We start from the raw sequence: 19,985 nt of genomic DNA, 5'->3' as shown, positions 1-19,985 counted from the left end.
GCTGTCGACTACCCCTAAAAATTCTGATCACAGGCTGCGGCTGCGTTTGCCGAATTCGTCGTTGACGGCGTAAATAAAGTTGGATTGAAGCTCGGAGAGCTTAGGCTGCCCCGGGTCCTTCTCAGACAGGATTGCCTTGTCTGCGGCGACTGGCCATTCGATCCCAAGCTCCGGATCGTTCCAAAGCAGGCCGCGTTCGTGTTCGGCGCTGTAATAGTCAGTCACTTTGTAGGTGATGATCGTATCCGCCGTCAGCGTGCAAAACCCATGGGCGAAACCCGGCGGCAGCCAAAGCTGGAGGGCATTTTCGGCCGACAGTTCCACCGCCACGAACTTCCCGTAGGTCGGCGATCCGATACGGATATCAACCGCCACATCCAGGAGCGCGCCGCTCGAACACGACACGAGTTTACCTTGTGCATGAGGATGGATCTGAAAGTGCAGACCACGAACAGTTCCCGCCTCTGACGAGTAAGACCGGTTGTCCTGAACAAACGTGAAAGAACCGACTTCTGATTCAAAGAGGCTCTTCCGAAACGTTTCCATGAAATAGCCTCGAGGATCGCCGATTTTCTTCGACGCTAAAAGAAGTACATCTTCAATGATCGTACTCTCGAAGCGCACAAATCCCTCACGATCCTGAAATTCCGGCTATCAAGTTATAAAGCCATACTGATATTCTGAGCGCAATTCGGATGCGGCTCATCAGATGGGCGATGGGATAGTCAATTAGCGGTAGGCTGAGGGCTACGCCCCGTTCTCCTGGTTACCCGGAGGATTGCTGTTCTCATCAGAACAATGAGGCTCGCAGCCAGTTCTGATTTGGCCGAGTGTATCCTCAGCCAAGGCGGCTAAATCTAGGCTCCTGCTTCAGGCACGCGTTGCAGCCCGTCGCGAGCCTGCGTGTTCTCGGGCAGCTTCACCTCGTCGGCGAGTCCGAGTGCCATGAGAGCCTTGATGAAGGTCCAGCCGAGGTCGATCTGGCCATCTTCTAGGCCGAGGCGTGCGGATTGTGGGAAAGCGTGGTGATTGCCATGGAAGGCTTCGCCAAATGTGATCAGCCCGTAGGCGGGCAAATTGTAGCCCTGGACCGCAACGTCCTTGACGCTCCAACCCTGATGGCCACGGCGGTGAGCGAAGTGGCCGATCAGCCAATGGCCGGTAAGCGAGACAGAGACGCGCACCGCGATCCCCCATACCACCCAGTTCCAGCCGCCGATGGCGAAGAAGAGTACGGCCCATGGCAACTGTTGCGCCATCCACGTTCGTTCGAGGAATTGGTAGAACCGGTCCCCGCTGACAGCTTTCTCCATGACGAAGGTGGGCGGATGTTGCAGTTTCACCGCACAATGCATCTGCCACCAGGCATCGACGAGGAACGAGCGGCGATGGGCATGTAGCGGGTGGCAATCGCGCTGACGCTGTGCCCAGTCGCGGATGTCGTGCGCATAGATCATGCCGAACGGCCCGGCCATGCCGACCAGCGTGCCCAGATAGACAAGAATGTATTCTACCGCCTTGCTGGTATGAAACGAGCGATGAATGAGCAGGCGATGCATGCCAACCGAATGACCGGCGCAGATGGTGATTGCCGTGGAGATCACGAAGAGTGCTAAGGCGTCCCAGCTGAAAGTCAGCGGGCCGAGAGCCGATGCGATCAATGTCAGCATGCCGGTCCAGATCGATTTCTCCGGCACCCAAACCACTTCGCCATCGGTAGCGCTGCTTTTAGGTGCGGAAATCATGCGTTCGGTAGAAAGGGTCTGCTTCGCTACAGTAGACATTGCCAATTCCAGGCTTTGCGTCGCCCACGCCTTGCAAAGCCGCAGACGGAGAGATATTTAGTTAATAAGCTAAATACTTATTCCTCAATTTAGGCATTTAGGCAATGACCTAAATGGTTATGTTTCCGAGGTTGGTCGTGGTGGAGCAGAAGTCGAACGAGCCAATGGAAGAAGCGTTGAGCTCGAATGGTTCGTTACAGAGCGTCTTCGAGGCACTGGCCTCAGCGCCGCGCCGGCGCATCCTGGCCTATCTGGCACATACGTCGCTGACCGCGGGAGAAATCGCGTCGCGCTTCGACATGTCTAAGCCTTCGATCTCCCAGCATCTCGGCGTGCTGGAGAATGCCGGCCTGATCGCCAAGAAGCGACAAGGCCAGTTCATCCACTATTCGATCGTCCCCAACAATCTCGCCAACACGCTGAACGGCTTCGTGCAAGAAGTCTGCCCAATCGCGCGCCCCATCAAGAGGGAAAGCCGAGAGATCGCAGATGCAAAGACCGGTCCGGAGGAAGGAAGCGAGTAGCGCCGGCGCGTTTTTCCAGGATAAAAGCGGATCCGGGATTTCCGAAGCTCGGCGAGGGCCGCCACGAACGCATGCATCTGACATTGAAGCTGGAAACCACCAAGCCGGCCGGCGCCAATTTCCTGCAGCAGCAGGCCCGCTTTGACGACTTCGTGGAGGAATTCAACACAGAGCGGCCGCACCAAGCCCTTGACATGGCTTGCCCGGCAGAGCGCTACCGTATCTGGCTCGCAAGCTTCATGGACTACGATCTGGGATACTTCGATGACGAGACACGCAGGCTCGAACCACCGCAGAACCCTTTCGGCTCAAAAGTGTTACCTATGTCTCAGGAATAAACCGTAACCCATGTGTCCAGGACGGACCACAATTAATTGGCTGGGGCGCCTGGATTCGAACCAGGGATGACGGTACCAAAAACCGTTGCCTTACCGCTTGGCGACGCCCCACCATGATGGCGGCGATGGTGCCGCTCAGGGAATGCGAGTTGCTCTAGCAAAGCTTCATTCGCCGGGCAATCACAGAGCGGTCGTTTTTTGTTAAATCTCATACTTTCGTGCGGCTCTGGAAATTTACTCGAGGGCGGTGGGCCGTCGCTCTGCGCCCTCGAGTGCCGTTCACCTTTCGCAAAGCCTGCGCTCACCGCGAAAAGGTTGATAGGTGCAGTCGGAGGCACGGAAAGATCGGTAGCTGCGGGAGCAGGCGTTGATGTTGCAGGAGGGCGCGGTCCCCGGCTCGCCTGCCGCCAGCCCCTTGTCCAGATCGAAATCAGGAGCGGGCTCGGCCATCGCCGCGCGGATGAAGTCCCGCCAGATCCGAGCCGGAAGCGAGCCGCCCGTCACGCCTTTCATCGGCGTGTCGTCGTCATTCCCGACCCAGACGCCGACGACCAGCGGCTCGGTGAAACCGACAAACCAGGCATCGCGATTGTTCTGGCTGGTGCCTGTCTTGCCGGCGGCGAACGTGCCGGGATCTGCGTCGCGGCCCGTGCCGCGTTCGACGACGAGCTGCAGCAGGCCAAGGAGGTCGGACTGGTAGGGTGACAGATCGATCGAAGGCGCTGTCTTTTTGCCCACCCTGAAGGCCTGCGATTGGCCCGCCGCCTGAAAATCGATAATGCCCCAAGGTTCGACCGGTGCTTTCCCGAGACGAACCGATGCATAGGCGCTGGTGAGATCGAGGAGATTGGTCTCAGAAGTGCCGAGCGCGAGGGATGGCGTCGGCGCGAGCGGCGTGTCGATGCCGAGTTCCTTGGCGGCCGCGATGACGTTGTCGAGCCCGACTTCCTGCGCCAGGGCGACGGTTGCGGCATTCAACGACCGGGCGAAAGCTTCCGCCAATGTCACCCAGCCCCGGTAACCGCCGCCGGAGTTTTCGGGCGACCAGCCGTCGATCTCGATCGGGGCGTCGAGGACGCGGTCGGAAAGGGTCAGTCCTTTTTTCAAGGCCGCGTAATAAACGAACAGCTTGAACGTGGAGCCGGGCTGTCGCATCGCCGTGACGGCGCGGTTGAACTGGCTCGTCTTGTAGTCGCGCCCGCCGACCATGGCGACGACCGCGCCTTCGGGTGTCATCGCCACCAGCGCCGCCTGGCTTGCACCGAGCGTCTTTCCGTCTTCGCCCAGAGCCTGTGCAACAACCCTTTCGGCAATGCGCTGCAGGCGGGGCACGAGCGTGGTGCGGACCGTCGTCGATCCCGGCGAGGTGCCGGCGATCTCGCTTGCCTGCGGCGATATCCAATCGGCAAACCAGCTTCCCGAGCGGGGCGTCGGTGTGGTCGGGCGAAGTTTGCCGAACTTCGCCTTGGCGGCCGCGGCTTCGTCGGGCGTCAGCTTGCCATTGGCGACCATTGCGGCAAGCACCGTCGCCGTTCGCTGGCGGGCGCCTTCGAAATTGGCGATGGGGTTCAGCTGGCTCGGCGCCTTCAGGAGACCGGCGAGCATGGCAGACTCCGAGACGTCGAGGTCTCCGATGTCCTTGTTGAAGTAGATCCGCGCGGCGGCCGGCATTCCGGTAGCACCGGAACCGAGGTAAGTCGCGTTTAGATACCGTGTCAGGATTTCATGCTTGCCGAGCTTCCATTCGAGCCAGAATGCAACGACCACCTCCTGGATCTTCCGCTTCAGCGTTCGGTCGCTTTCCAGATATTGCACCTTGATCAGTTGCTGGGTGATCGTGCTTCCGCCCTGGGCGACAGAGCCCGCCTGAAAATTCCGGATCAGCGCACGGCCGATACCCTTCGGATCGATACCGTAATGGCTCATGAACCGCCTGTCCTCGATCGACAGGACAGCCTGGATGAGGGACTGCGGAAATTGATCGTAAGCGGCATACGGCCCCTGATAGGGACCCTGACGGACAAGCGGCGCGCCATCCGCCGTTTCCAGGACGATGACCGGCTTCAGCGTGCCGGCGGCAATCTCCCGCCATGGCACGTCCTTCAATGCCCATGTCAGAACGCCCGCCATGACAAGGACGCAGGCGAAGGATGCGAGTGCGGCAACCGTCATCCACGACCACCGCCTGGACGGCCGGTCCTGCGGTGAAAAGCGCCGCCGATGCCGCCAGGCCTTTATTTGGGAAAGGGCTTTGCTGCGGAAGGCTGAAAAGCGCTCCGCCGTTCCGGATGTCGGATTTGGTTCTTGCTCTTTCGGCCTTGCGTATTTCTCCCGAAGAGCGGCAGCGGCGTTCCTTATCCAGAGGGAGGCTGATTGCCAGGACGTTCCGAGATCGTGGCGGAGCGCGGCCAGCAATTCACGGATGGCCCGTCCGCTTTGCCCGAAAGCCGGAGCGGAATTGTCGCCCGCTTTCGGCTCGTCCGGAGGTTTGCCCGGATGCGAGCGTTCGTCGGGACGGTCGTCCGTTTCCGGCGCGCCTTCCGGTACCGCCTCTCTGTCAGTCACGCGCGCAGGCTCGCTGGGGGCATGTTCATCCGGGTTCTTGGAGCTGTCCTCAGGGCGGGTCATTCACTGCGTGGCTGTTGGATTTTGAAAAGGGAACTAGTGCATCATAGCGCAAAAGGAAGATGCTGTGGCGCCCGTCGGTGGTCACAAGCAGTGACGCTCTACTCCCAATGAGGTAAGTCAGGTCAAATAGATAGGCGGCGGAAGCCGTGCCACACTCCGATCTGCAAGGTTTGGCATGCAGGCGGAGGAAATGCATGAAAAAACGGGTGAAAAGCGATCCGAACTGGCCGGAGCCGGTGGTCGTAGCGGTCGGGCGACGGTCTCCGGAGATTATTCGAACGCCTGCGGAGGCCTTGATCTATCTCACCAACAAATGGCCGGCGGCGCGCAACGAACGCTACAGAGCGGCGACCGAGGTCTGCTCCGCGGCGCTGCGCAGACAGATAGACGCGTCGGCTGCACGTGAGACGTTTCTATCCGCCGCGCTCGAGGCGGGAATGCTCCAATAAGCCTGCTGGGCGTGACCGGCATGAAATCCGGTGCGCCCGCGTCGCATGGTTATCCGTTCGGGATCGAGTTCCGCATCGTGGCTTTCCGCGAGACTTCGCGCCGGAGCAGCATGCCGAAGAGGTCGCGCGGCTCGTCGGGGTCTGCGAGGAGGTCGAGATTTTCATAAAGGCCGGTGCCGGCGAGTTTGTCGCGGATATAACGAAGCGCCGAAAAATCCTCGGTCGCAAAACCGACGCTGTCGAACAGCGTCACCTGAGCGCTGCCCGTCCTGCCTGTCGTTAGACCGGAAATCACCTGCCAGAGTTCGGTGACAGGATAGTCCGCCGGCATTTGCTGGATTTCGCCTTCGACGCGGGTCTGCGGCGGATATTCAACGAAGATGTCCGAGCGCAGCAGGATATCCTTGTGAAGCTCGGTCTTGCCGGGGCAGTCGCCTCCGACGGCATTGATGTGGACACCCGGTCCGACCATGTTGTCGGTGAGGATGGTGGCGTTCTGCTTGTCTGCCGTCGCGGTGGTGATCACATGGGCACCCTCGACGGCCTCCTGAGAGGACTGGCATCGGATGATTTCAAAGCCCATCCCGGAAAGATTTTTGGCGCATCGTTCCGTGGCATGCGGGTCGATATCGTAGAGCCGCAGCTTATTGATACCGACCAGTGCCTTGAAGGCGATCGCCTGGAACTCGCTCTGCGCGCCATTGCCGATGATCGCCATGCAATCGGCGCCTTCCGGCACCAGATATTTGGCCGCCACGGCAGAGGTCGCCGCGGTGCGCAGTGCCGTCAGGATGGTCATCTCCGAAATGAGGAGCGGATAGCCGCTGTCGACATCGGAGAGCACCCCGAAGGCCGTCACGGTCTGGCGGCCGGTGCGGGTATTCTTGGGGTGACCGTTGACATATTTGAAGCCATAGAGCGTGCCGTCGCTGGTCGGCATCAGCTCGATCACGCCTTCCTGCGAGTGGGAGGCGATACGCGGCACCTTGTCGAACGCCTCCCAACGGCGGAAATCCGCCTCGATATAGGCCGAAAGCTCCGTGAGGAAATTTTCCACGCCGACGTTCAGGACGAGGTCCATCATGTTCTCGACGCTGATGAACGGCACGATGTTCAGGTTTGGCAAAGCTGGCATGGTCGGCTCCTTAGAAGAGATCATATACTTTTCAGGCAACGCACGCCATGCATGCCATAGCAGCCCCCGTCACTCACCCCTTGTCGTTCATCGCTTCACGGAGCGCATCGTTGATGCGATCCTGCCAGCCGGGGCCGTCCTCCTGAAAATAGGCGAGCACGTCGCTGTCGAGCTTCAGGGACACAAGTTCCTTGACGTTCGGCGGCGCGCGCCGCTCGACCGCGGGAGCGGGGGTGGTCTTCTTGGCCGGCGCAAACAGGGCCTCTGCGGCATCGAGCGGATTGACGGGCCGGCGCGGGGGACGTGTCATGATCATCTCCGTAGAAAGGGAAGGGATCCGTCGCAGTTGTTTCTGCCTGCAGACGCGGCTCCCGCCTCGAACTATCAGCAAGCATGGCGAAATAGCAACCGCCGAGCAGGGAACGACCCGCCGGTGCTCGGTCCCGATGCCGGCCGAGACCTTGACGATCGAACCGGGTGGCGTCTATCTCGCTCCGAAAGCTCATTCCCGTCATTCGAACACATCAGCGGAGGACGCGCTTCATATCCCGATCCTCTTCGGTTCGGGCAGCCCCGCGGCACGTGTGCACCATCTCGTTCACCGTTCAAAAACAGTACAGGCTTGTCATGATCCAGGACTTCTCTTCCATCATCCAGCGTTTCGGTGTCGGCAGCCGTGGAAGTTCGGCTGTCGTGCACCAAGGCACCGGCTATTTCGCGGTAACGCCCCAGTCGCCCTATGACGGGGATCTGAGCGTTGCTGAGCAGACCCGGCAGTTGTTGGCCAAGGCTGAAGCGCGGCTTGCCGAGATCGGCAGCGCCAAGCAGGGCCTGATCTTCTGCGCCATCATGCTCGCCGACATGGACGGTTATGCCGAAATGAACGAGGTCTGGGACGCCTGGGTTTCGGGAATGGCTCCGCCCGCCCGGGCCTGTTTCGAGGCGCGGCTCGCCAATCCCGCCCTCAAGGTCGAGATGATCATGGTGTGCGCTGCGGTATCGGCCGAGGCGTAGTCTCAGGATCGATGCACATTATGCATGGGTGACCTGAAGTATTGTTGCTTTTCCAGGCAGTTGCGAGCGCCTATATCACGGTCATCGAACGACGCCGGAGCCAAGTACGGATGCTGACGTCAGACAGTCTCAGGAAAGGGACCCGATCATGAACGTAGCACGCTCTTTCAACAACTGGCGCAAGTATCGCCAGACCGTCTCAGAACTCGGCCGCATGACCAGCCGCGAACTGCAGGACCTCGGCATCGACCGCGCCGACATCCGCAACGTCGCCCGCGCAGCCAGCGCTCGCTGACCGCAATATCTCTGCCGGATTTTGCATGACGCCCGCCATTGCCGCGGGCGTTTTTGCGTCCAACACCTGCCGTGGTCCTGGTCTCTTCCGGCTCCACGTTCCGGTATGCGTTTTTCGTATAGCTGCACTGCAACATAATGGGTATCAATCGAGCCGGACGGGTGTATAGTCATACTTATCGAAGCGATGCACCTCCTCCCGCAGAGCTTCGTGTTATCAGGCGGCCCACTCCTCCTCCCAGGGACGTCTGTAGGAACGGCGGCACTCCTCCTCCCAGCCGCTGTTCGGTTCTTTTCGGAAAGCCTGCCGCACCTCCTCCCGCGGCAGGCTTTTTCGTTTTGGGGCTGAGGTTTTCCGAAATTCAAGTTGCGCACGTTCGGTCGCGTCCGCCCGGTGCGGTATCCGGCGACGCCTGCCGGAAACGTCCTTCGAGTCGCAGGAAGCCGCCCTGCGGTTTCTCATGGCGAGACCGAATCCCATGTAGCGGCCCAGAATCACAGCCGTTACCGAACCACCAGAAGAGATGGTTCGTATGCTGCGCGCGGTCGTTTTGGCGTGCCCTTTTCTTCTCGCGCCCTGCATTTTCCTCATCGCGAAGCCGATGTCCGCCGAGGCGAGCTTGATGGAGAGGAAGATCGTAACGATCGGTTAAAACCAGGCTCTTTGCGGGGCATCCGTTTACCCTTTGTTAACCATGTCGGCGCTAGAAATCAGTCAACGATTTCTTTACGCAGATGACCAAAATGCTAACAGACGCTCGCTCTATCCGCATCAAGGGCCGCTCTTTTCTGGCGGTTGTCCTCGCCCCTGATCTTCCCTTCGACGACTGGCTCATCCGGCTGGATGACCTTGCGGCACGTTCCGCGGGTTTCTTTCTGGGCCGGCCTGTCGTGCTCGACGTGACCGATCTGCCGATCGACCGCGCCCAGCTGAAGGATCTCATCACCGAATTGGCCGGACGCAACGTCAATATCATGGGCATCGAGGGCGGTCGTCCTTCGATCCTCGGTCCCGGCATGCCTCCGGCACTTAAAGGTGGCCGGCCGGTCTCAGACGAGGCCGTCGCAAAGGAGCCGATCATCGATCTGCGCAACGGCGAGCCGAAGCCGGTCGCGCCGGAGGTTCGGTCCGCGTTGCAGTCGATTGTCATCCGTGAGCCGGTCCGTTCCGGCCAGTCGGTCATCTTTCCGGAAGGCGACGTGACGATCATCGGCTCGGTCGCTTCCGGTGCCGAAATTATCGCCGGCGGATCGGTGCATATCTACGGGACCCTGCGTGGCCGGGCCATGGCGGGATCGCTTGGAAACGCGTCGGCGCGCATCTTCTGCCGCAAGCTCGAAGCCGAGCTGGTGGCAATCGACGGCATCTACAAGATGGCGGAAGACATGGCCCCGGGCCTTCGCGGACAGTCAGTCCAGCTTTGGCTTGAAGGGGATTCGATCATTGCAGAGAAACTTATTTGAGCCGAAGCCGGCCAGCAAACAGGAGAGCAAGATGGGGAAAGTCATCGTAGTCACTTCAGGCAAGGGCGGGGTTGGCAAGACGACCTCGACTGCCGCATTGGGAGCGGCTCTGGCGCAGCGAAACGAACGGGTTGTAGTCGTCGATTTTGACGTCGGGCTGCGCAACCTCGACCTGGTGATGGGTGCCGAGCGCAGGGTCGTTTACGACCTGATCAACGTCATTCAGGGTGAAGCCAAGCTCACGCAGGCGCTGATCCGCGACAAGCGGCTGGAGACGCTGTACCTGCTGCCGGCCTCGCAGACGCGCGACAAGGACAATCTGACACCCGAGGGTGTGGAGCGGGTCATTACCGAGCTGAAGCGGGTGTTCGACTGGGTCATCTGCGACAGCCCGGCCGGGATCGAAAGCGGCGCCACGCTCGCCATGCGCCACGCCGACATGGCGGTGGTGGTTACCAATCCGGAAGTCTCGTCGGTTCGCGACTCGGACCGTATCATCGGCCTGCTCGACTCGAAGACGATGAAGGCAGAGCGCGGCGAGCGTATGGAGAAGCACCTGCTTCTGACGCGCTACGACGCCAACCGCGCGGAGCGGGGCGACATGCTGAAGGTCGAGGACGTGCTGGAAATCCTGTCCATCCCGTTGCTCGGCATCATCCCGGAGAGCATGGACGTGCTGCGTGCCTCCAATATCGGTTCGCCCGTCACTCTGGCAGACGCCCGCAGCGCTCCGGCCATGGCCTATTTCGATGCCGCACGCCGGCTTGCAGGAGAAGTTCTGCCGATCACGATCCCCGGGGAAAAGCGGGGGATATTCGGCAAGATCTTCGCACGGAGGGCCGCATGACTATATTCAATCTTTTCCGCAAACAGCGCTCCGCTCCGACTGCGCGTGAACGCCTGCAAGTGCTTCTCGCCCACGAGCGCTCGTCGAGCGGCTCGGACCTCGTATCCTTGCTTCGCGAGGAGATTCTTGCGGTGATCGCCAAGCATGTGCAGGTCGACAGCGACAAGGTGCAGGTCAAGATGGACCGTGACGAGAACGTCACGATCCTCGAGATCGACGTCGAGATTCCGTTGGGTGCCGTCAGCCAGGCGGCCTGAGCCGGCAGACTCCACCGGGTCATGAGTTTCGAAACGCGGACAATCCGGTTGTCCGCGTTTCGTGTTTCGCGCCTGCTTGCGCGAACGAAGACGGCCTGCTTGGCACGTCGCTTGCTTCGTAAAACGGTTGCCCCTGCAAAAGGAAACGGCCGTGTACGCGAACATAAATCCCTCCATCGACGTCAGGTTGCTGCGCACCACCTATCTGCTGCTGAGGGAGCGCAATGTCTCCAAAGTCGCGGTGCTGCTCGGACACAGCCAGCCGGCGGTCAGCGCCTGCCTGAAGAAGGCGCGGGAAATCTTCTCCGATCCGCTTCTGGTGCGCAGCGGCCAGAAACTGGTGCTCACCGAGCGCGGCGAAGAGGTGATGACCTCGATCGCGGCCATGCTCGAAGGTCTGCTGGACACGCTGAACCGCAGCAGCCAGTTCGATCCCGGCATGGTCCACAGCCGGATGCGGATCGCCGCGGTCAATTGTTTCGGCACCTTCCTCATTCCGCCGATCGCCACCAGCATCCGGCGCGAAGCGCCCGGCATATCGGTCGACTTTTTTGCGCCCTCCGAGCAGAGCGATCTCATCGAGGATCTGGGGTCTGGTCGGGTGGACATGGTAATCGGCAACTGGCCGGCGCCGCAGCAGAGCCTGAAGTCGAGCACGCTCCTGCATTGCGAGATTGCCTGCGTGGTCCAGAAGTCGACCCCCCTGGCGAGGCGCGGCCGCCTTCTTCTCGAGGACTATCTCGATGCTGACCACGTCTCGCCGACGCCGGGCTCGAATGCGGTCTACAGCCCGATCGATGGGCGACTCGCGCAGCTCGGGATGCGCCGCCGCATCGCCATGTCTGTTCCCGAATACGCGCTGATCCCGGCAATTCTTGCCGAAACCGACCTGATCTTTACGACGGCGCGACCCTATGCCGAATATATCGTCGCGAATGCTCCGGCCAACCATCTGCAACTCGTCGAGGCACCGAGGGAATTCGACCAGATGAACCTCTACCTTCTATGGCACGAGCGGGCCCATAACAGCGGCGCCAACCGGTGGCTGCGCAATGTCATCCGCACCGTCGCGCGGCGCTTCGACCAGACGCTTCATCCGGTTCCGTCCGAAATGCCGCTGCGGGCGGTGTCCTGAGCCGATCGAGTATAAGCAAACGGATATACCCGCTATCGACGGTCGCGGCATTCACCCGCGGACAAAATTTGCCCATGCTGCAGGCAGGATTTACATCTGCCAAAGAATTGAGCAGGCAGATTTAGCGCCGGGGAATTTCGAATGCTGATGCACACACTTCTCGTGGATGGCGCCAATCGCGATCCAGACCACGCTTGTTTCCACTGGGTCGATCGCGACAGGAGCCTGACCTATGCCGGGGCAGTCGAAGCGATGGAGCGCGCTGCGGGCGCATTGCATAGTCTCGGGGTCAGGCCCGGCGACCGAGTGACGATCTTTGCCCACAATGGCATGGACTACCTGACGACGATGCTGGGCTGCTGGCGGCTCGGGGCGATTTCAGCTCTCGTAAACGTCAAGTTCGCCGACGAACTTGCCTATTATTTCGGCGATCACCAGCCGACTGCGGTCGTTTATACCCATGACAAACATGAACAGGTCAGCGCCGCGGCCGCCGGCGTGCCGACGGTCCGGGCATTGATCTGCATGGACGGGCCGCAGCCGGGCGCTCACTCTCTGCCGGAATTGATGGCGGCTGCCCTGCCGGTGCCCGCCGATCCGGGCAACGAAGATGCGATTGCCCATCTTTCCTATACGTCCGGGACTACCGGCAAACCGAAGGGCGCCTGCCTCAAGCATGAGCCGACGGTGAGGGCGACCCGCTGCATCGCCGAGCGGCTGCAGATCACTGCGGACGACGTTTCGTTCGGCCCAAGCGCCTTGTCGAGCTCCTATCAACTAGTGGGAAATCTTCTGCCGCAGCTGTCGCGCGGCGCGGCGATCAACGTGATGGGCCGTTGGACGCAGGAGGCCGGTTTCGATGCACTCGAAGCTCGCGGGGCGACCATGCTGATCGCCAATCCGCCTATCCTGACCGATGTGCTCAACGAGGCCGCCATCCGCGGCCATGCACCGGCGAAGCTGCGCATGAGCATGTCGGGCGGCGGACCGGTTCCACCGGTTCTCAAGGCCGGCTGGCTGGAAAAGCTGACGCTGCCATTGGTCGAAAGCTACGGCCAGTCCGAGCTGGGCGGTTTCGTGGCGCTCGGTTTCCCGAAGCTCGATAGCGCCGACATCGAGACCCGTCGTGCAGGCATGCCGCTGCCGGACAAGGAGGTGCGCATCCTCAATTCCGACGGTTCCGAACTTCCCTGCGGTTCGGTCGGCGAGATTGCGCTTCGCGGCGGTTTCATGTGGGGTTACTGGGGCAAGCCCGAAAAGACCGCCGAGACGTTGCGTGGCGGCTGGCTGTGGACCGGTGATATCGGCACGATCGACCGGCACGGCTTTGTCACCATGATGGGACGTCGCTCCGAGCTTCTCGAGGTCGGCGGCAAGACCTGGTATCCGCGCGATGTGGAAGAGGCGCTATCGACGGTCGCCGGCATCGAGCAGGCGGCAGTGGTCGGCGTCCCGGATCCGACCATGAAGACGCGGCCGGTCGCCTTCGTGCAGGCCGCCGCGCCCATCGACGGGGAGGCCGCCAAGGCGCAGATCGCAGCGACGCTTCCCTACGACCTCTCCGTGATGACGGTGATCTCGCTCGCAGAGCTGCCCATGACCCCCACCGGCAAGATCGCCAAGGCGGAGCTGGCGGCACGCGCCGCCGCGGCCTGACACTGAAACCGAGGATATGTCGATGAAGCTGAAATCGCATTGGTGGTGGGATCATACCGCAAAGGACTTCTCCGAGTTCGAGATGGAGAGGTTCGTTGCGATCCTGCCGATCGCCGCCGTCGAGCAGCACGGGCCACACCTTCCGGTCCGCGTCGATGCCGCGATCAATGCCGGCGTCGTCGCCCGCACGGTCGAGCTGATGGAAGACGACCTGCCGGTTCTGGTGCTGCCGATGATGCCTGTCGGCAAGTCGGTCGAGCACACCGCCTATCCGGGGACACTGACCTTCAACTACGACACGCTCGCCAAAATGTGGTTCGAGCTCGGAGAGAGCGTCCATCGCGCCGGCTGCCGCAAGATCATCTTCGTCAATTCGCATGGCGGCCAGCCGCAGGTGATGGACATCGTCTGCCGCGAGCTGCGCATCAAGCTCGACATGTTCGCCGTCAGCGCCTGGGCGAGTGCCGGCGCTGATTTCTCCGACCTGTTCAGCGCCCACGAGATGAAGCACGGCATTCACGGCGGCGAAGCGGAGACCAGCGCGATGCTGCATCTGCATTGCGAGCTGATCGACATGCAGTACGCCGAGGATTTCGTGCCCGTCTCCGTGGAGCTCGAAGCGGCCGGCGGGTTGCTGATGCCGGAAGGTCGGATCGGTTACGGCTGGCAGACCCAGGACGTGCAGCCCTCCGGCGCCTGCGGCAATGCGGCTGCAGGCGATGCCGAACGCGGCCGGCTCTATGTCGAGCGCAGCGCCGCCAATCTCCTGAAGCTGATCAGGGAAGTGCTGGATTTCCCGCTCGACCGGATCACTTCCAAAACCATGTACAAGGGGTGATGGCTTGACGATCCCACGCGCACCATACGGCGTTGCAGGCCCCGAAAGGGGCGAGCTTCTGCTCGATGATGGCGTCGTGCTGGTGTCGGATATCTATCGTCCGCAAGGGGAGGGCAGGTTCCCGGTGCTGCTGATGCGCCAACCCTATGGACGTGCCATTGCCTCGACATTGGTGCTCGCGCACCCCTCCTGGTACGCCGCGCATGGCTATATCGTGGTGATCCAGGATGTGCGCGGCTGCGGCGATTCCGGCGGCCTCTTCGAGGCCTTCGTCAGCGAGGTCGCGGATGGGGCTCGCACGCTGGAATGGGCGGCCAAATTGCCCGGAAGCAACGGCAAGCTCGGTCTCTACGGCTTCAGTTACCAGGCGGTGACACAATATTTTGCCATTGCCGGCAAGGGAAGTGTGCGGCCGGATGCGATTGCGCCTGCCATGGGCTCCTGGATGCCACGCGACGACTGGGCCTATGAGGGCGACGCCTTCCGGCTCGGGCTCAATGCCGGCTGGGCGGCGCAGATGGCGCGGCTGACGGCGGCGCGGCGGGAGGATGCCGGGACCTTTTCTGCCCTCGGCGGCGCGGCAGATGATGTGGCCCTTCGAGACCTGCTCGTCTCCCGGTCCGACATATCGCATCTCGCCAAATGGGTGGCGGACGAGAGCGACTATTGGGACGCGGTTTCACCCGGCGGGCTGCTGGCCGACGATCTCCTCGATATTCCGGTTCTCCATACCGGTGGCTGGGCCGACTTCTTGCTTCATGGAACCTGGGCCGCCGATGCAGCCTTTCGGCGGAAACATCCGGAGAGTTCACATCTGGTGATCGGCCCTTGGGCGCATGCGCCGTGGAACCGGGCATGCGGTGCCACCGACATGGGGCAGGGGGCGGAATTCTCGGTCGATCGCGCCCAATTGACCTTCTTCGATTTCTATCTCAAGGGGCTTGGCGCGCGGCCGCAGCCGGTGCGGCTGTTCGACATGGGGCGGCGCTGCTGGCTCCATCTCGCCGTCTGCCCGGCGGCCGGCGAAACCGCTTTCTTCCTCTCCTCGTCGGGTCTCGGCGCTGCCATGGTCAGCGACGGTAGCCTTTCGACGGAGAGCGGCTTGGCGTCTCGCGATACATTCGTCCACGACCCCACGCGCCCGACGGCGCTTGTCGGTGGTCATCTCGGGACGCCGGCCGGTTTTGCCGATCGCAGCGGCCACGACAACCGCGCCGACGTTGCCGTCTACACAAGCGCGCCCTTCGAAGCGGCGAGGTCCTATATCGGGAAAGCCTTTGCCGAGATCGAGGTCGAGACGCAGTCCGAAGGTTTCGATCTCTGCGCGACATTGTCGCTCGTCAGCCCGTCTGGAGAGGCGAGGGTGCTCAGTACCGCTTATGCCCGCCTCGTCGGCGGCCGGCGGATTTTGGCACGCGTCAGCCTGCGCCCGGTCTGCGTCACCGTGCTGGAAGGTTTCGCGTTGCGGCTTTCGCTGCAGGGCGCCGGCGTGCCGGTCTTCGAAGTTCATCCCGGCGACGGGCCGTTCGCGTCCGTGCCCGAAATGGCGCGGCGACCGATCACCATTTCCATCTGCCATGGCGGGACGACGCGTTCCCGCCTGATCATGCCCGAGGCTCTCGACCATGTCGCATAAGCACTACCTGACGCTCGACAATATCACGGCCACCTACGGCGATTCCGTCGCCGTCAGCGGCCTCACGATCGAGGTCGCCAAGGGCGAGCTTCTGTCGCTGCTCGGGCCGTCCGGCTGCGGCAAGACGACGACGCTCCGGATGATCGCCGGTTTCGTACAGCCGTCGGAAGGGCGCGTCATCCTCAACGGCGAGGACATCAGCAAGCGGCCCGTCCATACACGCAATATCGGCGTCGTCTTCCAGTCCTACGCGCTGTTCCCGCACCTGACGGCGCTCGACAATGTCGGTTTCGGCCTGCGCATGCGCCATGTCGGCAAGGCGGAATGCCGCGCCCGCGCTGCCGCGGCACTCGATACGGTCGGGCTCGGGGCCTATTACGACCGTTATCCCGGCCAGCTTTCCGGCGGCCAGCAGCAGCGCGTGGCGCTTGCCCGTGCGCTGGTGATCGAGCCGGATGTGCTCCTCCTCGACGAGCCGCTTTCCAATCTCGACGCCCATCTGCGCGCCGACATGCGCACCGAAATCCGCACGCTGCAGCAGCGGCTTGGCATCACCACCGTCTTCGTCACCCATGACCAGCAGGAAGCGCTTGCGATGTCGGACCGCGTCGCGGTGATGAACAAGGGCCTGCTGGCCGAGATCGGCACGCCGGTCGCATTGTGCGACCGGCCGCATTCGCCATTTACCGCCTCCTTCCTCGGCGCCCGCACGGTGATCGAGGGGAAGACTGAGAACGGTCTGTTCTCCGCTCCGGGGCTCACCTGTGAGGGCGCACCTTCCGGCGCTACCCGCCTCGTTCTGCGTGCGTCGCGGCTCAGGCTCTCGGACGGGCCAGGGCCGCTCAATGTCTCTGGCACGCTCGTCAATGCAGCCTTCCTCGGCGACACCTACGAAGCCGATATCCAATCCGCATGCGGCACGATCCGCCTGATCGTGCCTTCGGATATGCCGCCTCCGCCCCTCGGGACGCCGTGCAGCATCCAGACCCAGCCGGGTGGCGCCACATTCATCTGACCGAAAAAAGGGGAACCAAGACATGAACGTCTCGCGTCGTACATTCAACAAGCTCATCGCCGGTGCCGGTCTCGCCGCACCGTTCCACATCATCCGTCCCGCATCCGCGCAGGAGCCCAAGAAGGGCGACGAACTGGTCGTCGGCATCTGGGGCGGCGCGCAGGAAAAGATCGTCAGGGAACATGTCGAGAAGCCGCTCGTCGAGAAATACGGCTGCAAGATCAGCTACGTTCTCGGCGGTACCGGCGACCGCCGTGCCCGCGCCTATGCCGAGCGCGGCCGTCCGAGCTTCGACGTCCTCTACCTGAACATCTTCGAAAGCCGCCAGGCCGTGAAGGACGGCGTGACCCAGGCGCCGACGCCCGCCGTCAAGAACTTCGAGGCGCTCTATCCGAGTGCGCGAAAGGGCGGCTACGGCGTTGCCTTCAACCCCTGCACGATCGTCTACGACAAGACCAAGGCGTCGAAGCCGATCACCTCCTGGAAGGACATGTGGAACCCGGAATGGAAGGGCCGCATCGCCTGGCCGGATGGTCTGGGCGCCGAAGGCATTTCCGCGCTGATGATGGCCGCCCGCGTCTGGGGCGGAGACGAGAAGAACGCCGACATCGCCTTCGAAAAGGTCAAGGAACTGAAGCCGTTCGCAGCGATCCAGGGCAGCCAGGCGCAGCTCTTCGAGATGTTCGACCAGAAGCTCGCCGATCTTTCGGTCGAATTCGGCAGCTTCACCCAGTCTTATGTCGAAACGCGCAATCCCAATATAGCGATCGCCAAGCCAGTCGAGGGGCAGGCGCTTTCGATGAACGTCGCCTGCATCACCGAAGGCACGAAGAACCAGAAGCTCGCCGAGGAATGGATCAACCTGCACCTCTCCGAACCCTGCATGCTCGCCTACGCGCGCCAGATCTACTACTCGCCGACCGTCAGCAACATCACGGTCCCGGACGACATCAAGTCTAAGCTCGTGCTCGGCGATGCCGATGTCGCCAAGCTCGTCGACTTCGATTGGGACGTGATCAATGCCAGCCGGGCCAAATGGCAGGCGAAATACGATCGGGAGATCGCGGGATGAACCGTTGGATCGGACCGGCGCTTGCAGCGCCGGTCAGCCTTTGGCTGCTTCTGTCCTTCGCGGCGCCGATGTTCGTGGTACTCGTGCTCTCCCTGCACGAGTATCCCGATCCTTTCGGCCCGCTGTTCATAACGCCGTCGATCGCGCAGTTTCGGGATATCGTCTCGGACGGCTTCTATTTCGGCGTGGTCTCCGAAACCATCCTGCTCGGCCTCGGAGTGACCGTCATCACCGCGCTTCTCGGTTATCCGCTCGCTCACTGGCTGGCGCGGATGCCGGCAAAATACCGCGCGGCCGCGTTCGCCGTCATCCTCATTCCGCTGCTGACCAATGTCGTGGTGCGCTCGCTCGGCATCATTCTCCTGCTGGCACCCGAAGGGCTGATCAATTCGGTCACCGGCCTCATCGGAATTCCGCCGGCGAGATACATGCTGTTCACCCACGGCGCGGTCGCCGTCGCATTGGCGCAGGTCTTCCTGCCGTTCATGGTGCTGGCGCTCTACGACAACCTGCAGAACACTTCGCCGCGCGTTCATGAGGCGGCGCAGAGCCTTGGCGCTTCCCCCGCGGTCCGGTTCCTCACCGTCGACCTGCCGCTGTCGCTGCCCGGCCTTCGCTCCGGGGCCGTCATCGTTTTCCTGATGGCGACCACGGCCTACGTTTCCGCCTCGCTGCTCGGCGGAAAGAAGGTCTGGACCACCGGCATGCTGGTGCTGCAGGAGGCGATCAAGAACCTCAATGCGCCGCTTGCCGCAGCACTTGCGATCATCATGACCGTCACCGGTCTCGCGTTTGCGGCGCTCTGCGCCTACTCGCTCAATCGCCTGATGCCGTGGCTGAAGGGCAAGCCCAGCAATCCCTGGAGCATTCCGCGTTGGCTGGTGCCGATCATCAACATTTTCGGGCCGATCGTCTCGAAGCTGCTGCTCGCCACCTCGCTGCTGCTCCTGCTGCTGCCGTTGGTGCTCGTGTGCATCCAGAGTTTCAACGACGTGCCGCAGGCGACCGCATCCGGCTTCCGCGGCTTCACGCTGAAATGGTACGAAGCGGTGTTCTTCGCCGGAACCTATGCGGACGCCTTCTGGGTGTCGGTGAAGCTCGCCGTCACCTCGATGCTGGTGGCGCTTTCGCTCTCGCTGCCGGCAGCTTTCGCGCTCGCCCGTTATCCGTTCAAGGGCCGTTCTGCGCTTCTGACGTTCTGGTTGCTACCGATGTCGCTGCCGCATGTGGCGATCGGCGTCGGCATGCTCAGGCTGCTGCAGATCTACCTGATCATCCCGCCCTTCCTCGGCCTCGTGGCGATCCACGTGATCGTCATCCTGCCGTTTGCGATCACGCTTCTGACCACCTCGGTCATGGGGCTCGACCAGGCGCAGGAAGAGGCGGCGGCGAGCCTCGGGGCAAGCCCGGCGCGGCGGTTCTTCCTGATCATCATGCCGGGCCTGGCGCCGGGACTGTTTGCGGCCGGCATCGTCGGCTTCCTCCTGAGCTTCGGCGAGGTGACGGTGACGAGTTTCCTGACCACCGCCCGCCTGACGACGCTTCCGGTCCGCATCTACTCCGAATCGACCTTCAGCCTGGAGCCGACCGCGCATGCGATCTCCGCCGTGCTGATCGTCTTCACGGTCATTGCGCTGGTGCTGGTGGGCAGGGTGGTTCGCCTCGACAGGCTCTACGCACGCTGAATTGGAAACGGTAGCGGGCTGGCCGGCCCGCTTGACAGGCATACTGAAAACCGACAGTTATCGTCCTATTCCGAGGGGAGCATCTTGACGATGCTGAGATGGCGCTGAGCCGGACCCTTGAACCTGATCCGGGTCATGCCGGCGTAGGAACGGAAATAGGCGTCATCCGACGATACTTTCTCTTCTCCGCTTCACCTGGGTCTCCGTGATTGAC

General features: G+C 62.0%; 19 protein-coding genes, 1 tRNA gene, 1 pseudogene and 1 riboswitch. Of the genes and pseudogenes, 15 read left to right on the top strand and 6 right to left on the bottom strand.

Translation table 11 applies throughout. The features are described from left to right. Positions 1-27 precede the first annotated feature (27 nt). Positions 28-624 carry a dTDP-4-dehydrorhamnose 3,5-epimerase gene (gene rfbC, locus C5L10_RS13620; protein ID WP_105430098.1) on the bottom strand — a complete coding sequence of 199 codons (597 nt, stop codon included), beginning with the start codon at positions 622-624 and terminating at the stop codon, positions 28-30. A gap of 233 nt (positions 625-857) precedes the next feature. Further along, entirely contained in the window at positions 858-1,784 is a 927-nt protein-coding gene (locus tag C5L10_RS13615) for an acyl-CoA desaturase (RefSeq protein ID WP_371411938.1), read from the bottom strand. Positions 1,785-1,948: 164 nt separating this feature from the next. Between C5L10_RS13615 and C5L10_RS13610 the strand changes: the two genes are divergently transcribed. Together C5L10_RS13610 and C5L10_RS13605 are read left to right on the top strand one after the other, a co-directional pair. Continuing rightward, positions 1,949-2,308, top strand: a complete 360-nt coding sequence (locus C5L10_RS13610) for a metalloregulator ArsR/SmtB family transcription factor (RefSeq protein WP_371411939.1) — start codon at positions 1,949-1,951, stop codon at positions 2,306-2,308. 17 nt (positions 2,309-2,325) lie between these two features. Beyond that, a pseudogene (locus C5L10_RS13605) lies at positions 2,326-2,646 on the top strand (integrase core domain-containing protein); the annotation flags it as partial. Between the two features lie 37 nt (positions 2,647-2,683). Here C5L10_RS13605 and C5L10_RS13600 read toward each other — a convergent pair. Together C5L10_RS13600 and C5L10_RS13595 are read right to left on the bottom strand one after the other, a co-directional pair. Beyond that, positions 2,684-2,757 (bottom strand) — tRNA-Gln (locus C5L10_RS13600). Positions 2,758-2,925: 168 nt separating this feature from the next. Beyond that, a complete protein-coding gene (locus tag C5L10_RS13595) occupies positions 2,926-4,818 on the bottom strand; it encodes a PBP1A family penicillin-binding protein (RefSeq protein ID WP_105430165.1) in 1,893 nt (630 codons plus the stop codon). Positions 4,819-5,468: 650 nt separating this feature from the next. On the opposite strand from C5L10_RS13595, the gene C5L10_RS13590 reads away from it, so the two are divergent. Then, complete coding sequence (locus tag C5L10_RS13590; protein WP_105430096.1) at positions 5,469-5,723, top strand: DUF982 domain-containing protein; 255 nt, start codon at positions 5,469-5,471, stop codon at positions 5,721-5,723. A gap of 49 nt (positions 5,724-5,772) precedes the next feature. Here the strand turns inward: C5L10_RS13590 and C5L10_RS13585 are convergent, their stop codons facing one another. Further along, on the bottom strand, positions 5,773-6,858 hold the full coding sequence (locus C5L10_RS13585) for an ornithine cyclodeaminase (protein WP_105430164.1): 1,086 nt from the start codon (positions 6,856-6,858) through the stop codon (positions 5,773-5,775). A gap of 73 nt (positions 6,859-6,931) precedes the next feature. Then, positions 6,932-7,168 carry a BrnA antitoxin family protein gene (locus tag C5L10_RS13580; protein WP_105430163.1) on the bottom strand — a complete coding sequence of 79 codons (237 nt, stop codon included), beginning with the start codon at positions 7,166-7,168 and terminating at the stop codon, positions 6,932-6,934. Positions 7,169-7,485: 317 nt separating this feature from the next. Between C5L10_RS13580 and C5L10_RS13575 the strand changes: the two genes are divergently transcribed. The 12 genes from C5L10_RS13575 to C5L10_RS13520 all read left to right on the top strand — a co-directional run bounded on the left by C5L10_RS13575 (position 7,486) and on the right by C5L10_RS13520 (position 19,771). Next, on the top strand, positions 7,486-7,872 hold the full coding sequence (locus C5L10_RS13575) for a RidA family protein (RefSeq protein WP_046668564.1): 387 nt from the start codon (positions 7,486-7,488) through the stop codon (positions 7,870-7,872). Between the two features lie 148 nt (positions 7,873-8,020). Further along, complete coding sequence (locus tag C5L10_RS13570; protein WP_080951260.1) at positions 8,021-8,167, top strand: DUF1127 domain-containing protein; 147 nt, start codon at positions 8,021-8,023, stop codon at positions 8,165-8,167. A gap of 734 nt (positions 8,168-8,901) precedes the next feature. Then, on the top strand, positions 8,902-9,630 hold the full coding sequence (gene minC / locus C5L10_RS13565) for a septum site-determining protein MinC (RefSeq protein WP_105430095.1): 729 nt from the start codon (positions 8,902-8,904) through the stop codon (positions 9,628-9,630). Between the two features lie 31 nt (positions 9,631-9,661). Continuing rightward, a complete protein-coding gene (minD, locus tag C5L10_RS13560) occupies positions 9,662-10,477 on the top strand; it encodes a septum site-determining protein MinD (protein WP_046668566.1) in 816 nt (271 codons plus the stop codon). After that, the gene (minE, locus tag C5L10_RS13555; protein WP_046625576.1) at positions 10,474-10,734 is read left to right on the top strand and encodes a cell division topological specificity factor MinE; all 261 of its coding nucleotides are present in this window, start codon (positions 10,474-10,476) and stop codon (positions 10,732-10,734) included. The genes minD and minE overlap by 4 nt, the downstream gene beginning before the upstream one ends. A 151-nt stretch (positions 10,735-10,885) precedes the next feature. Next, positions 10,886-11,869 (top strand): LysR family transcriptional regulator, encoded by a 984-nt coding sequence (locus tag C5L10_RS13550; RefSeq protein ID WP_172717023.1) that lies wholly within the window; start codon positions 10,886-10,888, stop codon positions 11,867-11,869. A gap of 141 nt (positions 11,870-12,010) precedes the next feature. After that, on the top strand, positions 12,011-13,525 hold the full coding sequence (locus C5L10_RS13545) for a class I adenylate-forming enzyme family protein (protein WP_105430093.1): 1,515 nt from the start codon (positions 12,011-12,013) through the stop codon (positions 13,523-13,525). Between the two features lie 22 nt (positions 13,526-13,547). Further along, positions 13,548-14,363, top strand: a complete 816-nt coding sequence (locus tag C5L10_RS13540; RefSeq protein WP_105430162.1) for a creatininase family protein — start codon at positions 13,548-13,550, stop codon at positions 14,361-14,363. 4 nt (positions 14,364-14,367) lie between these two features. Continuing rightward, a complete protein-coding gene (locus C5L10_RS13535) occupies positions 14,368-15,999 on the top strand; it encodes a CocE/NonD family hydrolase (RefSeq protein WP_245447996.1) in 1,632 nt (543 codons plus the stop codon). After that, positions 15,989-17,014, top strand: a complete 1,026-nt coding sequence (locus C5L10_RS13530) for an ABC transporter ATP-binding protein (protein WP_105430092.1) — start codon at positions 15,989-15,991, stop codon at positions 17,012-17,014. The genes C5L10_RS13535 and C5L10_RS13530 overlap by 11 nt, the downstream gene beginning before the upstream one ends. Before the next feature lie 22 nt (positions 17,015-17,036). Beyond that, positions 17,037-18,086: a PotD/PotF family extracellular solute-binding protein gene (locus C5L10_RS13525; RefSeq protein ID WP_046603953.1), complete on the top strand. Its 1,050-nt coding sequence runs from the start codon at positions 17,037-17,039 to the stop codon at positions 18,084-18,086. After that, positions 18,083-19,771, top strand: coding sequence for an ABC transporter permease subunit (locus C5L10_RS13520; RefSeq protein WP_105430091.1), 1,689 nt, complete (start codon positions 18,083-18,085; stop codon positions 19,769-19,771). The genes C5L10_RS13525 and C5L10_RS13520 overlap by 4 nt, the downstream gene beginning before the upstream one ends. Before the next feature lie 63 nt (positions 19,772-19,834). Further along, a riboswitch (TPP riboswitch) is annotated at positions 19,835-19,938 on the top strand. Positions 19,939-19,985: the final 47 nt, after the last annotated feature.

It is taken from the genome of Neorhizobium sp. T6_25, assembly GCF_002968555.1.
Taxonomy (GTDB): Bacteria; Pseudomonadota; Alphaproteobacteria; order Rhizobiales; family Rhizobiaceae; genus Neorhizobium.
The sequence above is the reverse complement of the archived record's forward strand: the minus strand, read 5'-3'. Positions and strand labels throughout refer to the sequence as shown.

Bases quoted from the DNA above. Each gene is read 5' to 3' on its own strand.
- C5L10_RS13595 (WP_105430165.1), bottom strand. From the start codon at position 4,818: ATGACGGTTGCCGCACTCGCATCCTTCGCCTGCGTCCTTGTCATGGCG.
- minC (WP_105430095.1), top strand. From the start codon at position 8,902: ATGACCAAAATGCTAACAGACGCTCGCTCTATCCGCATCAAGGGCCGC.
- C5L10_RS13570 (WP_080951260.1), top strand. From the start codon at position 8,021: ATGAACGTAGCACGCTCTTTCAACAACTGGCGCAAGTATCGCCAGACC.
- C5L10_RS13520 (WP_105430091.1), top strand. From the start codon at position 18,083: ATGAACCGTTGGATCGGACCGGCGCTTGCAGCGCCGGTCAGCCTTTGG.
- C5L10_RS13525 (WP_046603953.1), top strand. From the start codon at position 17,037: ATGAACGTCTCGCGTCGTACATTCAACAAGCTCATCGCCGGTGCCGGT.
- C5L10_RS13530 (WP_105430092.1), top strand. From the start codon at position 15,989: ATGTCGCATAAGCACTACCTGACGCTCGACAATATCACGGCCACCTAC.
- C5L10_RS13540 (WP_105430162.1), top strand. From the start codon at position 13,548: ATGAAGCTGAAATCGCATTGGTGGTGGGATCATACCGCAAAGGACTTC.
- C5L10_RS13610 (WP_371411939.1), top strand. From the start codon at position 1,949: ATGGAAGAAGCGTTGAGCTCGAATGGTTCGTTACAGAGCGTCTTCGAG.
- C5L10_RS13575 (WP_046668564.1), top strand. From the start codon at position 7,486: ATGATCCAGGACTTCTCTTCCATCATCCAGCGTTTCGGTGTCGGCAGC.
- minE (WP_046625576.1), top strand. From the start codon at position 10,474: ATGACTATATTCAATCTTTTCCGCAAACAGCGCTCCGCTCCGACTGCG.
- C5L10_RS13545 (WP_105430093.1), top strand. From the start codon at position 12,011: ATGCTGATGCACACACTTCTCGTGGATGGCGCCAATCGCGATCCAGAC.
- C5L10_RS13615 (WP_371411938.1), bottom strand. From the start codon at position 1,784: ATGTCTACTGTAGCGAAGCAGACCCTTTCTACCGAACGCATGATTTCC.
- C5L10_RS13580 (WP_105430163.1), bottom strand. From the start codon at position 7,168: ATGACACGTCCCCCGCGCCGGCCCGTCAATCCGCTCGATGCCGCAGAG.
- C5L10_RS13590 (WP_105430096.1), top strand. From the start codon at position 5,469: ATGAAAAAACGGGTGAAAAGCGATCCGAACTGGCCGGAGCCGGTGGTC.
- C5L10_RS13585 (WP_105430164.1), bottom strand. From the start codon at position 6,858: ATGCCAGCTTTGCCAAACCTGAACATCGTGCCGTTCATCAGCGTCGAG.
- minD (WP_046668566.1), top strand. From the start codon at position 9,662: ATGGGGAAAGTCATCGTAGTCACTTCAGGCAAGGGCGGGGTTGGCAAG.